Source organism: Caulobacter sp. GW821-FHT10C03, from assembly GCF_059415485.1.
Window position 1 is genome coordinate 142198 of sequence record NZ_JBWKNI010000001.1, and the last position, 11436, is coordinate 153633.

General features: G+C 67.8%; 13 protein-coding genes. 10 read left to right on the plus strand and 3 right to left on the minus strand.

Translation table 11 applies throughout. The annotated features are described in order from the left end of the window. Window positions 1-31: 31 nt before the first annotated feature. From AC07NG_RS00725 to AC07NG_RS00750, 6 genes are all read left to right on the plus strand, one after another. Entirely contained in the window at window positions 32-1123 is a 1092-nt protein-coding gene (locus AC07NG_RS00725; RefSeq protein ID WP_487287803.1) for an ABC transporter substrate-binding protein, read from the plus strand. 157 nt (window positions 1124-1280) lie between these two features. After that, on the plus strand, window positions 1281-2174 hold the full coding sequence (locus AC07NG_RS00730; RefSeq protein WP_494591507.1) for an ABC transporter permease: 894 nt from the start codon (window positions 1281-1283) through the stop codon (window positions 2172-2174). Further along, entirely contained in the window at window positions 2171-3028 is an 858-nt protein-coding gene (locus AC07NG_RS00735; RefSeq protein WP_494591508.1) for an ABC transporter permease, read from the plus strand. The genes AC07NG_RS00730 and AC07NG_RS00735 overlap by 4 nt, the downstream gene beginning before the upstream one ends. Window positions 3029-3224: 196 nt before the next feature. Beyond that, window positions 3225-4352 (plus strand): ABC transporter ATP-binding protein, encoded by a 1128-nt coding sequence (locus AC07NG_RS00740; RefSeq protein WP_487287800.1) that lies wholly within the window; start codon window positions 3225-3227, stop codon window positions 4350-4352. Between the two features lie 4 nt (window positions 4353-4356). Beyond that, window positions 4357-5169 carry a gamma-glutamyl-gamma-aminobutyrate hydrolase family protein gene (locus AC07NG_RS00745; protein ID WP_494591510.1) on the plus strand — a complete coding sequence of 271 codons (813 nt, stop codon included), beginning with the start codon at window positions 4357-4359 and terminating at the stop codon, window positions 5167-5169. A 77-nt stretch (window positions 5170-5246) separates the two neighbouring features. Next, window positions 5247-6653 (plus strand): aspartate aminotransferase family protein, encoded by a 1407-nt coding sequence (locus AC07NG_RS00750; protein ID WP_494591512.1) that lies wholly within the window; start codon window positions 5247-5249, stop codon window positions 6651-6653. A gap of 13 nt (window positions 6654-6666) precedes the next feature. On the opposite strand, the gene AC07NG_RS00755 is transcribed toward AC07NG_RS00750, so the two are convergent. Continuing rightward, a complete protein-coding gene (locus AC07NG_RS00755; protein ID WP_494591514.1) occupies window positions 6667-6837 on the minus strand; it encodes an antitoxin in 171 nt (56 codons plus the stop codon). A 94-nt stretch (window positions 6838-6931) separates the two neighbouring features. On the opposite strand from AC07NG_RS00755, the gene AC07NG_RS00760 reads away from it, so the two are divergent. Further along, window positions 6932-8332 carry a glutamine synthetase family protein gene (locus AC07NG_RS00760; protein WP_110121895.1) on the plus strand — a complete coding sequence of 467 codons (1401 nt, stop codon included), beginning with the start codon at window positions 6932-6934 and terminating at the stop codon, window positions 8330-8332. Between the two features lie 51 nt (window positions 8333-8383). Beyond that, window positions 8384-9685, plus strand: coding sequence for an NAD(P)/FAD-dependent oxidoreductase (locus AC07NG_RS00765; RefSeq protein ID WP_494591517.1), 1302 nt, complete (start codon window positions 8384-8386; stop codon window positions 9683-9685). Window positions 9686-9698: 13 nt separating this feature from the next. On the opposite strand, the gene AC07NG_RS00770 is transcribed toward AC07NG_RS00765, so the two are convergent. After that, entirely contained in the window at window positions 9699-10076 is a 378-nt protein-coding gene (locus AC07NG_RS00770; protein ID WP_494591519.1) for an SdpI family protein, read from the minus strand. Next, complete coding sequence (locus AC07NG_RS00775) at window positions 10073-10378, minus strand: autorepressor SdpR family transcription factor (protein WP_494591521.1); 306 nt, start codon at window positions 10376-10378, stop codon at window positions 10073-10075. The genes AC07NG_RS00770 and AC07NG_RS00775 overlap by 4 nt, the downstream gene beginning before the upstream one ends. An 89-nt stretch (window positions 10379-10467) precedes the next feature. On the opposite strand from AC07NG_RS00775, the gene AC07NG_RS00780 reads away from it, so the two are divergent. Both AC07NG_RS00780 and AC07NG_RS00785 read left to right on the plus strand, forming a co-directional pair. Then, complete coding sequence (locus tag AC07NG_RS00780) at window positions 10468-10797, plus strand: hypothetical protein (RefSeq protein ID WP_487287793.1); 330 nt, start codon at window positions 10468-10470, stop codon at window positions 10795-10797. 28 nt (window positions 10798-10825) lie between these two features. Continuing rightward, window positions 10826-11362, plus strand: coding sequence for a hypothetical protein (locus AC07NG_RS00785; RefSeq protein ID WP_494591522.1), 537 nt, complete (start codon window positions 10826-10828; stop codon window positions 11360-11362). Window positions 11363-11436: the final 74 nt, after the last annotated feature.

Sequence of the window (11436 nt, forward strand, 5' to 3'; positions counted from 1 at the left end):
TCATGCGAACGAAAGAGGGAGTTTCGAGGCCATGAGCAATCGTATTCTGGGCGCGTCGCGCCGCTCTCTGCTGACCGCCTTCGGGGCGGCCGCCATCGGCCTGTCGTTCACCGCCTGCGGCGAGAAGCCAAAGCCGGGCGAGGCCGGCGGCGAAGAGAACAAGCTGAACTTCTACAACTGGGACACCTATATCGGCGAGACGACCCTGGGCGACTTCAAGAAGGCCACGGGCGTCGACGTGAACATGAGCCTGTTCGCCACCAACGACGAACTGTTCGCCAAGCTGAAGGCGGGCAATCCGGGCTTCGACGTGATCGTGCCGTCCAACGAGTTCGTCACCCGCATGGCCGAGGCCGGCATGCTGGAGCCGCTGGACCACGCCAAGATCCCGAACATCAAGAACATCGACCCGGCCTTCATGGACCCGGACTACGACAAGGGCCGCAAGTTCTCGATGCCCTACACCTGGCTGGTGCTGGGCATCGGCTATCGCAAGAGCAAGGTGAAGGGCGTTCCCGACAGCTGGAAGTGGCTGTTCGACAGCAACCAGTACGCCGGCAAGATCGGCCTGCTGTCGGAAAGCGCCGACCTGGTGCGCCTGTCGGCCAAGTACCTGGGCCACTCGGTCAACGCCATCCCGGCCGACCTGCTGCCGAAGATCGAGCAGATGCTGATCAAGCAGAAGCCGTTCGTGAAGGCCTTCCACGACGACAACGGCCAGGACCTGCTGCTGTCGGGCGAGGTGGACGTGGTGCTCGAGTACAACGGCGACATCGCCCAGGCGATGAAGGACGACGACGACATCGACTTCGTCGTGCCCAAGGAAGGCAGCTTGATCAACTCCGACACCCTGTGCATCCCCAAGGGCGCGCCGCGTCCGAACAACGCGCACAAGTTCATCAACTACCTGCTCGACGCCCAGGCCGGCGCCGCGATCAGCAAGACCATTCTCTATCCGACGCCCAACGCCGCGGCCAAGGCGCTGATGCCGGAGGACTACAAGAACAACAAGGTGATCTTCCCGCCTGCCGACATCATGTCCAAGTGCGAGTACGGGGCCTTCGAAGGGGCGGAAAAGGCCAGCCTCTACGAGGAGATCATCACCCGCGTGCGGGCGGCGTAGAGCGCCGTCGTCTCCCTTCCCCCTTGATGGGGGAAGGGCTGGGGATGGGGGTGGTTGCGGCGATTGCCGGCATCCCCGACCCGGAAAGTTCTGAGCCGCTGTGTCACCCCCAACCCCGACCCTTCCCCCATCAAGGGGGAAGGGAGAAGGCCCGTAAATGGAACAGAGCTGGAAGAAGGCCAAGGCGGTGTTCGCCGCCGCGCTGGGACCGCCGCTGGTCTGGCTGGTGGTGTTCTTCGTCGCGCCGATGGCGATCGTCTGGGCCTACAGCTTCGGCCACAATGTCGGGCTGACCGAGATCTCGTTCACCGGCACGATCGCCAACTACGCCCGGGCGCTGGAGCCGCTGTATCTGAAGATCTTCGTCAAGTCGGCCTGGGTGGCGGCGCTGACGACGGCCCTGTGCCTGGTGATCGGCTTCCCGGTCGCCCTGGCCATCACCTTCGCCTCGCAGAAGGCCAAGACCTGGCTGCTGCTGCTGGTCATGCTGCCGTTCTGGACGAACCTGCTGATCCGCACCTACGCCCTGATCGCCGTGCTGCGCACCGAGGGCTACATCAACCAGGGCTACGAGTGGATCTGGACCCTGGCCTCGAAGATCGCGCCGCTGGGGGCGTTCCAGCCGCTGGAGTTGCTGCACAACAATTTCGCGGTGATCCTGGGCCTCGTCTACGTGCACCTGCCGTTCATGGTGCTGCCGCTCTATTCGGCCCTGGACCGGCTGGACAAGTCGCTGCTTGAGGCCAGCCTGGACCTCGGCGCCGGGCACCTGCGCACCCTGTTCCGCATCGTCGTGCCCCTGGCCCTGCCGGGCATCGCCTCGGGGATCCTGATCACCTTCATTCCGGCCCTGGGCGCCTATCTGACGCCCGACCTGCTGGGCGGTCCCGACAGCCAGATGATCGCCAACGTCATCGAGCGCCAGTTCAAGCGCGCCAACGACTGGCCGTTCGGCGCGGCCCTGTCGTTCCTGCTGATGTACCTGACCTTCATCGCCATCGCCGTGCAGGCCCTGCTGTCGCGCGGCAAGAAGAAGGAGGGCGTGGGATGACCAAGCGTTCGCCGCCCGGTCCGCTCGAATACCTGCGCCGCTGGCCGATCCGGCTGTGGCTGGCGGGCGTGGGGATCTTCCTCTACGCGCCGCTGGTGGCCCTGATGGCCTTCAGCTTCAACGACAGCCGCCGCAACATCGTCTGGAAGGGCTTCACCCTCAAATACTACGAGAAGGCCTTCAACAACGACGGCCTGATCGAGGCCTTCGCCAACAGCCTGACCATCGCGGCGGTCTCGACCGTGCTCAGCGTCGTGCTCGGGGCCATGGTCGCCCTGGCCCTGTGGCGGTTCCGCTTCCCGGGCAAGACGGTGGTGGACGGAGGCCTGGCCCTGCCGATCGTGGTGCCCGAGATCTGCATGGGCGTGGGCATGCTGGTGTTCTTCGCCAAGGTGCTGCCCTGGCCGCAGGGGATGATCTGGCCGCTGAACCTGGGGGCGATCATCATCGCCCACGTGACCTTCTCGTTCCCGTTCGTGGCGGTGGTGGTGCGCGCGCGCATGGCCAGCTTCAACCGCGAACTGGAGGAGGCCGCCCGCGACCTGGGGGCCGGCGAGTTCCGCACCATCAAGGACGTGATCCTGCCGCACATGACGCCGTCGCTGGTGGCGGGGGCGCTGCTGGCCTTCACGCTGAGCCTGGACGACTTCGTCATCACCTTCTTCACGGCGGGGCCCGACACCGTGACCTTCCCGGTGAAGGTCTATTCGATGGTGCGCTTCTCGGTGACGCCCGAGGTCAACGCGGCCTCGACCATACTGATCGTGCTGACCGTGATCCTGACGGCCGTGGCGCTGAAGCTGCAGGGCGATCCGGCCGAGACGGCCGGGGCGCATGGGGGGGAGAAGGCATGAGGCTCGCCGTATTGGAACCTCCCCCCATGGGGGAGGCGGCCGAAGGCCGGTGGGGGGGCGTTTTCAGCCGCCCCTGTGTTGGACGGTTCGTAGTCACGCCCCCCACCGATCGCTGCGCGATCGCCTCCCCCATAGGGGGAGGTTCCTCGTGCGCTGAGGAGCCTTGGGCGCTGAAGTTTTCGGGGGGAATGAGCAAGTGACCGAACCCAAACCCATCATCACCTTCGAGAACGTCACCAAGCGCTTCGGCAAGCTGGCGGCGGTCGACAACGTCTCGCTGAGCATCAGGGAGGGCGAGTTCTTCGCCCTGCTGGGGCCGTCGGGCTGCGGCAAGACCACCCTGCTGCGGATGCTGGCCGGGTTCGAGACGCCCACCGAGGGGCGGATCCTGATCGACGGCCAGGACATCTCCAACGTGCCGCCGAACAAGCGGCCGGTGAACATGGTGTTCCAGTCCTACGCCGTGTTCCCGCACATGACCGTGGCCGACAACGTCGCCTACGGCCTGAAGGTCGACCGCGTCGGCAAGGCCGAGCGCGACCGCCGGGTGGAGGAGGCGCTGGAGCTGGTGCAGCTGGGCGGCCTTGGCCATCGCAAGCCCGACCAGCTGTCGGGCGGTCAGCGCCAGCGCGTGGCCCTGGCCCGGGCGCTGGTGAAACGGCCGCGCGTCTTGCTCCTGGACGAGCCGCTGTCGGCCCTGGACGCCAAGCTGCGCGAGCAGATGCGCACCGAGCTGTGCACCCTGCAGGAGAAGGTCGGCATCACCTTCATCATGGTCACTCACGACCAGGACGAGGCGCTCGCGCTCGCCAGCCGCTGCGCGGTGATGAGCAAGGGCCTGCTGCAGCAGGTGGCCACGCCCAACGACCTCTACGAGTTTCCCAACAGCCGGCTGGTGGCCGACTTCATCGGCAGCGTGAACCTGTTCGAGGGCGTGCTGGCGGTGGACGAGCCGAGCCACGCGGTGATCAAGTCCGAAGGCCTGCCCACCGACATCTTCCTCGACCACGGCGTCACCGGCCCGCGCGGCGGCACGGTGTGGGCGGCGATCCGCCCCGAGAAGATCGAGCTGCACAAGCGCCCCGACGACGGCGAGCCGCCGAACATGGGCGACGCCCCCAAGGGCGCCAACGCCGTGGCCGGGGTCATCAAGCACGAGGCCTATCTGGGCGGCATCTCGACCTACGAGGTGGAAATCGCGGGCGGCCGCCGCGTGAAGGTGCAGCGGCCCAACCTGACGCGCTGGGACCAGGAGGACTTCCGGCTGGGCGAGGCGGTGTGGATCGCCTGGCACGCCTGCTCGCCGGCGGTGCTGCTGTCGTGACCCCATGAGACCCGTCGCCGGCGTCATCTGCTGCACCCGCACCGTCGGGATCGAGCCGGCCCAGGCGGTGATGAACCGCTATGTCGCCGGCGCCATGAAGTACGCCGATGCGGCGGCCCTGCTGGTGCCGTCGATGCCAGGGCTGATGAAGGCGTCCGAGATCGCGGGCCGGCTTGACGGCCTGCTGCTGACCGGCAGCCCGTCGAACCTCGATCCCGCCTTCTATGACGAGAAGGTGGAGGACGCGCCGGGGCCGTTCGACCGCGATCGCGACGCCATGACCCGCGACCTGATCGAGGCCATGCTGGACCTCGGCCGGCCGGTGTTCGGGGTGTGCCGGGGCTTCCAGGAGATCAACGTCGCCTTCGGGGGATCCCTGCGGCGCGACATGGCGACCAGCGCCGAGCTGATCGCCCACCACGCGCCCGACGAGGTCGACTTCAACGGCATGTTCGACCATCGCCACCCGGTCGACCTGACCCCCGGCGGGGTGCTGGCCAGGGCCTTCGGGGTCGAGCGAGCGGTGGTCAATTCGGTGCACTACCAGGGCGTCGACCGGCTGGGCGAAGGCCTGTCGGTGGAGGCTCGGGCGCAGGATGGCGTCGTCGAGGCGGTGTCGGCCAGCGTCAACGGCGCGCCGGTGCTGGCCGTGCAGTGGCATCCGGAATGGAAGCCGGAGGAGAACGCCCAGAGCCGGACGTTCTTCGACCTTTTTGGCCAAGCCTTGCGAGGCGAATTCGAGTTTCCCCTCCCCCTCGATGGGGGAGGGGCCAGGGGTGGGGGTGGTTACGGCGGTTCGGCTCGCGCTGGACCCTGAACCGCTGTCACCCCCATCCCCGACCCTTCCCCCATCAAAGGGGGAAGGGAGAAGAGAAACGTACGGGAAACCCACACATGACCGCCCCCCTCCGCAACCACGACATCGCCGAGCTCAAGCGCCTGGATCTGGCCCACCACCTGCCGGCCCAGGCTGATCACAAGGTCATCGCCGAGCAGGGCGGCAGCCGGATCATCACCCGGGCCGAGGGCGTCTACATCCATGACGGCGAGGGCCACCAGATCCTCGACGGCATGGCCGGGCTGTGGTGCGTCAATGTCGGCTACGGTCGCGAGGAACTGGCCAAGGCCGCCTACGACCAGATGCTGGAGCTGCCGTACTACAACACCTTCTTCAAGACCGCGACGCCGCCGCCGATCGAGCTGGCGGCCAAGATCGCGGAGAAGATGGGGGGGCATCTGACCCACGTCTTCTACAACTCGTCGGGATCCGAGGCGAACGACACGGTCTTCCGCCTGGTGCGCCATTACTGGAAGCTCAAGGGCGAGCCCAGCCGCACCGTCTTCATCAGCCGCTGGAACGCCTATCACGGCTCGACCGTGGCCGGCGTCTCGCTGGGCGGCATGAAGCACATGCACAAGCAGGGCGACCTGCCGATCGCCGGCGTCGAGCACGTGATGCAGCCCTATCCGTTCGGCGACGGCTTCGGCGAGGATCCGGCGGCCTTCCGCGACCGGGCGGTGCAGGCCATCGAGGACAAGATCCTCGAGGTCGGCCCCGAGAATGTCGCCGCCTTCATCGGCGAGCCGGTGCAGGGCGCGGGCGGGGTGATCATCCCGCCGGACGGCTACTGGCCCGCCGTCGAGGCCCTGTGCCGCAAGTACGGCATCCTGCTGGTCTGCGATGAGGTGATCTGCGGCTTCGGGCGCCTGGGCCAATGGTTCGGCCACCAGCACTACGGCATCAAGCCCGACCTGATCGCCATGGCCAAGGGCCTGTCGTCCGGCTACCTGCCGATCAGCGCCGTGGGCGTGGCCGACCATATCGTCGCCGAACTGCGCGAGAAGGGCGGCGATTTCATCCACGGCTTCACCTATTCGGGCCACCCGACCGCAGCGGCCGTGGCCCTGAAGAACATCGAGATCATGGAGCGCGAGGGCCTGGTCGAGCGCACTCGCGACGAGACCGGCCCCTATCTGGCCCAGGCCCTGGCGAGCCTGAACGACCATCCACTGGTGGGCGAGACCCGGTCGCTGGGCCTGATCGGCGCGGTCGAGATCGTGCGCGAGAAGGGGACCAACCATCGCTTCCTCGACAAGGAAGGCGAGGCCGGGCCGATCGTGCGCGACCTCTGCATCAAGAACGGCCTGATGGTCCGCGCCATCCGCGACAGCATCGTCTGCTGTCCGCCGCTGATCATCACCAAGGCGCAGATCGACGAACTGGTGGGGATCATCCGCAAATCGCTCGACGAGGCCGAACCGGTGCTGCGGGCGCTGAAGCCGAAGGAGGGCGATGCGTGATCGCCGCGCCGGCCTACTTCCGCCAGGAGTACGGCGTGGGTGTCTGGTCGGGCGTGCCCAGCGTCTTGAGCCATTCGCGCACCCGCTCGTGTGGGACGCAGCGACCGGCCTCGATATCGGCTTCGGCCGCCAAGCGGCGTTCGGCGTCTTCGTTGGATTCCGCATCGATATCGGATTGGGTCATGCCGCAGCCTATCATGGACACCGCCTGAGCGAGGCGACCGAACGACAACCCTCAACAATCAGCCCAGACTTCAGCAAGCGCGAGGAGCGCCCCCATGAAGCCCAAGCACAAGAAGAACCACGACGGTCCGAAGATCACCCGGGGGGTCAAGACGCTGGACGAGGCCCAGGCCTGGTTCCGGAGCCAGAACATCGAGGAGATCGAGTGCGTCGTTCCCGATCTGGCCGGCGTCGCGCGCGGCAAGATCATGCCGGTGCGCAAGTTCCTGGGGACACCCTCGATGAACCTGCCGCTGGCGGTGTTCTACCAGACCATCACCGGCGACTTCCCCGAGTTCGAGGGGGCGGTGAACGCGGTGCAGTCGGACACCGACATCTTCCTGACCCCGGACCTTGCCACCCTGGCCACCGTGCCCTGGGCCCAGGACCCGACGGCCCAGGTGATCCACGACGCCTTCCACCCCGACGGCCGGCCCGTCGAGGAAAGCCCGCGCCAGGTGCTGCGCCGGGTTCTGTCGCTCTATCGCGAGAAGGGCTGGAGCCCGATCGTGGCGCCGGAGATCGAGTTCTATCTCGTCGAGAAGAACATCGACTGGGACTATCCGCTGAAGCCGCCGATCGGCCGCTCGGGCCGGCCCGAGAGCGGTCGTCAGGGCTATTCGATCAGCGCGGTCAACGAGTTCGACGCCCTCTTCGAGGACATGTACGAGTACTCGGAGCGCCAGGGCCTGGAGATCGACACCCTGATCCATGAGAGCGGCGTGGCCCAGATGGAGATCAACCTGCGCCATGGCACGCCGCTGGAACTGGCCGACCAGGTGTTCATGTTCAAGCGCACCATCCGCGAGGCGGCGCTCGAGCACGACATCTACGCCACCTTCATGGCCAAGCCGATGGCCGGCGAGCCCGGCAGCGCCATGCACATCCACCAGTCGATCCTGACCGAGGACGGCGACAACCTGTTCTCCGACCCCAAGACGGGCGAGGCGACGCCGGCCTTCTACGCCTTCATCGCCGGCCAGCAGCGTTACCTGCCGGCGATCATGGCGATCCTGGCGCCCTACGTGAACAGCTACCGCCGCATCGCCCGCGACAGCGGCGCGCCGGTCAACACCCAGTGGGGCTACGACAACCGCACCTGCGGCCTGCGGGTGCCGCCGTCGGATCCGGCCAACCGCCGGGTCGAGAACCGCATCCCCTCGTCCGACGCCAATCCGTACCTGGCCATCGCCGCGGTGCTGGCCTGCGGCTACCTGGGCATGACCCAGAACCTGGCGCCCACCGCGCCGGTCGAGATCGACGCCAGCGCCCGGGGGATCGAGCTGCCGCGCAGCCTGCTGGAGTCGGTGACCCTGTTCGAGGACGCCAAGCCCCTGGTCGAGATCCTCGGGACGACCTTCTGCAGCGCCTATGTCCGGGTGAAGCAGGCCGAGTACGAGACCTTCATGCGCACCATCAGTCCGTGGGAGCGGGAGTTCCTGCTGCTGAATGTTTAGGGGCGGTCGCCTTTGTTCACCCTCTCCCTACGGGAGAGGTGGCGTCCGAGCATGCTGAACACCGGCCACCCGAGCGCTTCCTGGTACGCCGCCACGGCGCACGCCCTGCCGCCGCTCCCCGCCCTCGACGGCGAGACCACGGCCGACGTCTGCGTGGTCGGCGCGGGCTATACCGGTCTGGGCGCGGCGCTGGAACTGGCCTCGCGCGGGGTCTCGGTGGTCGTGCTGGAGGCCGCCCAGGTCGGGTCCGGCGCCTCGGGGCGCAACGGCGGGCAGGTGCATGCGGGCCAGCGCAACGACCAGGCCTGGCTGGAGAAGACGGTCGGCCGCGACGACGCGATAGCGCTGTGGAAGATGTCGCTGGACGCCCGCTCGCACCTGTCGGCCCTGATCGCCGAGCACGCCATCGCCTGCGACTTCACGCCGGGCATGATCCACGCCCGCCACAAGAGCGGCGGGGAGGGCGAGGACCTTGACCACATCGAGTTCATGGCCGCCCGCTACGGCTATCACGAGCTGGAGCTGATCGACGAGGACGCCCTGGCCGAGGAACTGGGCACGGGCGTCTATCACGGCGGAACGCGCGACAACGGCGGCGGCCACCTGCATCCGCTGAACCTGGCCCTGGGCCTGGCGCTGGCGGCGCTGGCCAGGGGCGCGACGATCCACGAGCGCAGCCGCGCGCGGGCCTGGCGCAAGGAAGGGGGGCGCCGCGAGGGCGGCAAGATCGTGGTCGAGACGGCCGCCGGCCGCGTACTGTGCGATCAGCTGATCCTGACCGGCGACGGCTATCTGGACGAGCTGGCGGGCCCGCAGGCTCGCGCGCGGGTGATGCCGATCAACAACTTCGTCCTGGCCACCGAACCCTTGGGAGATCGCGCCGAGACGATCATCCGCTCCAACGCCGCCGTGGCCGACAGCCGCTTCGTCGTGAACTACTTCCGCAAGACGCCCGACGGTCGGCTGCTGTTCGGCGGCGGCGAGAACTACCGGCCGGGCTTTCCGCCGGACCTGCCGAGCTTCGTGCGCCGCCACATGCTGAAGATCTACCCCGACCTGGCCGACGTGAAGGTGACTCATGCGTGGGGCGGGAGCCTGGGGATCACCGTCCATCGCGCGCCCTATGTGCGCGAACTGGCGCCGGGGGTGCGGGTCGCGGCCGGCTATTCGGGGCAGGGGGTGATGCTGGCGCCGTGGTTCGGCAAGCTGCTGGCCGACGCGGCCCTGGGCGAGACGGGCGGGGTGGAGCTGCTGTCGCGCCTGCCGACCCCGCCGTTCCCTGGCGGGCGGCTGCTGCGCTGGCCGCTGACGGTGGCGGGCCTTTCCTGGTACGCGATGCGGGACCGCCTCTAGGGACGCGTCCCGCTCAGGCGGCCTTGGCCCGCAGCGACAGGCAGTAGCCGATCGTCACCGCCGGCCCCGCCAGGATCGCGCCGCAGCCGCCCAGCACGGCCACCTGCGGCGGCGCGAAGGCCCACAGTCCGGCATAGACGAGGCCGCTCAGCGCCATCGACCAGCCGCCGACCCGGTTGGCCTTGCGGGCCCAGGCGATGGGGACGAACCGCTTGGGCATGCGGTTGCCGAACCAGGCGACCATCAGGCCGATGGCGCCCATGACCAGCCTGTTGACGGTGTCGGTGTCGATATAGCCCAGCTTGCGCGCGAAGCTCGCCGCCAGGGCCAGCACGACGATGCCGACTCCCCAGGCGAGGTCGGCGATCATGTCCTTCTTCATCGTGCTCATCGTGCGATCTCCTGCTTGATCGACGGGGGCGCCGGCGCGTCCTCGCCGAGGCCGAACGATTGGACGAAGCCCAGCAGCGCCTCTTCGAGCACCGAGAGCTTCAGGTGGTAGATGACGGACTTGCCGGCCTTCTCGGCGTGCACCAGGTCGGCCTCCCTCAGCACCGCGAAATGGGCCGACATGGTTGGCTTGGAGACGTCGAACTGATCGGCCAGTTCGCCGGCGCTCAAGGGGCCCTCGCGCAGGAGCAGCAGCACCTTGCGGCGGGTCGGATCGGAAAGGGCTCTGAACACCTGGCTCATGATGTGATGATTAGCTAAACATCGAAATGAGTCAAGCGCGGGTCGGGACGGGCTGGCCTGGACGCGTTCGTCGGGCTAACAACCCCCACATGGCGCGAACCAAGCTGAACCCCGAATTCGAGATCGACGTCGACGGCGAGACCTATGTCTGGCGGCTGCAGCGCACGCCCCACTGGTCGAAGGATCCCGTCGAGCGGCACGGCATGGCGATCTGCGTGCACCACAAGGAAGGCAAGCGCGAGGTCGTGATCGAGTTTCCGCCGGGCGAGCAGCCCCGCTACGGCGCGCCGCAGCTGAAGCCCGAGCAGATCCCCGTCAAGCTGGTGGGCAAGGCCATCGCCTCGGCCGTGGCGGCGGGGTGGGAGCCCTGGTCGCGCGGCAAGCCGGTGATCATCGCCGTGGACGAGACCGGGGCCTGACCGCAGGCCCTGCCTCCGGGAACTCCTGATGACCCTGGCCTATCAGCGCCCCAAGCGGTTCGCGAAATGGGTCCGGCTGTGCGGGCCCAGGACCGGCGGCTTGGCCGAACAGGTGGAGACGGTGTTTCTCCAGAGGTTTCTCGATGCGGGCTATGTTCCCGTGAGCCTCGAATGCGGGGATCGCGGCCGCGCGGTCAGCGGTCTGGAGATCCGTCTGGAGAAGGCCGAGCAGGGCCTGTTCAAGTCGGTCACCATCCAGTTCGACAAGTATCGGGACCCGCGGTTCCAGGTGGCCGTCGAGCGGGAGCGGGCCGGCGAGCAAAGGCCGTTCGACCAGGCCAATCTCGTGCCGCGCAAGGGCAAGTACTATCATTTCTGGGGCAAGCCCTGGCTGGCGCCCAACCGCTTCTGGTCGGCGAAGGCCTCGGCCAGGCTGGCCCGGCGGCTGGCCGGGCTCTTTCCGCAATGCGAGGCCTTTCTCGAAAGCGGCGTGCGTGGCCGCAACCTGAGCCGGCCGATCATTCTGCCGGTGTTCGGCGCGCCTGCTTCCCTGGACCCCGCCTAGGCCCGCGCCCCGGGCAATCGCCTTCGCCTCGCGCCGTTGGCCGTCGGCCTGATTGACACCCGACCAGCGTCGCC

What these genes read in the sequence shown, in the direction of transcription:
- AC07NG_RS00725 (WP_487287803.1), top strand. Translation starts at nt 32, where the DNA reads ATGAGCAATCGTATTCTGGGCGCGTCGCGCCGCTCTCTGCTGACCGCC.
- AC07NG_RS00760 (WP_110121895.1), top strand. Translation starts at nt 6,932, where the DNA reads ATGAAGCCCAAGCACAAGAAGAACCACGACGGTCCGAAGATCACCCGG.
- AC07NG_RS00770 (WP_494591519.1), bottom strand. Translation starts at nt 10,076, where the DNA reads ATGAGCACGATGAAGAAGGACATGATCGCCGACCTCGCCTGGGGAGTC.
- AC07NG_RS00780 (WP_487287793.1), top strand. Translation starts at nt 10,468, where the DNA reads ATGGCGCGAACCAAGCTGAACCCCGAATTCGAGATCGACGTCGACGGC.
- AC07NG_RS00745 (WP_494591510.1), top strand. Translation starts at nt 4,357, where the DNA reads ATGAGACCCGTCGCCGGCGTCATCTGCTGCACCCGCACCGTCGGGATC.
- AC07NG_RS00750 (WP_494591512.1), top strand. Translation starts at nt 5,247, where the DNA reads ATGACCGCCCCCCTCCGCAACCACGACATCGCCGAGCTCAAGCGCCTG.
- AC07NG_RS00785 (WP_494591522.1), top strand. Translation starts at nt 10,826, where the DNA reads ATGACCCTGGCCTATCAGCGCCCCAAGCGGTTCGCGAAATGGGTCCGG.
- AC07NG_RS00735 (WP_494591508.1), top strand. Translation starts at nt 2,171, where the DNA reads ATGACCAAGCGTTCGCCGCCCGGTCCGCTCGAATACCTGCGCCGCTGG.
- AC07NG_RS00775 (WP_494591521.1), bottom strand. Translation starts at nt 10,378, where the DNA reads ATGAGCCAGGTGTTCAGAGCCCTTTCCGATCCGACCCGCCGCAAGGTG.
- AC07NG_RS00765 (WP_494591517.1), top strand. Translation starts at nt 8,384, where the DNA reads ATGCTGAACACCGGCCACCCGAGCGCTTCCTGGTACGCCGCCACGGCG.
- AC07NG_RS00730 (WP_494591507.1), top strand. Translation starts at nt 1,281, where the DNA reads ATGGAACAGAGCTGGAAGAAGGCCAAGGCGGTGTTCGCCGCCGCGCTG.
- AC07NG_RS00755 (WP_494591514.1), bottom strand. Translation starts at nt 6,837, where the DNA reads ATGACCCAATCCGATATCGATGCGGAATCCAACGAAGACGCCGAACGC.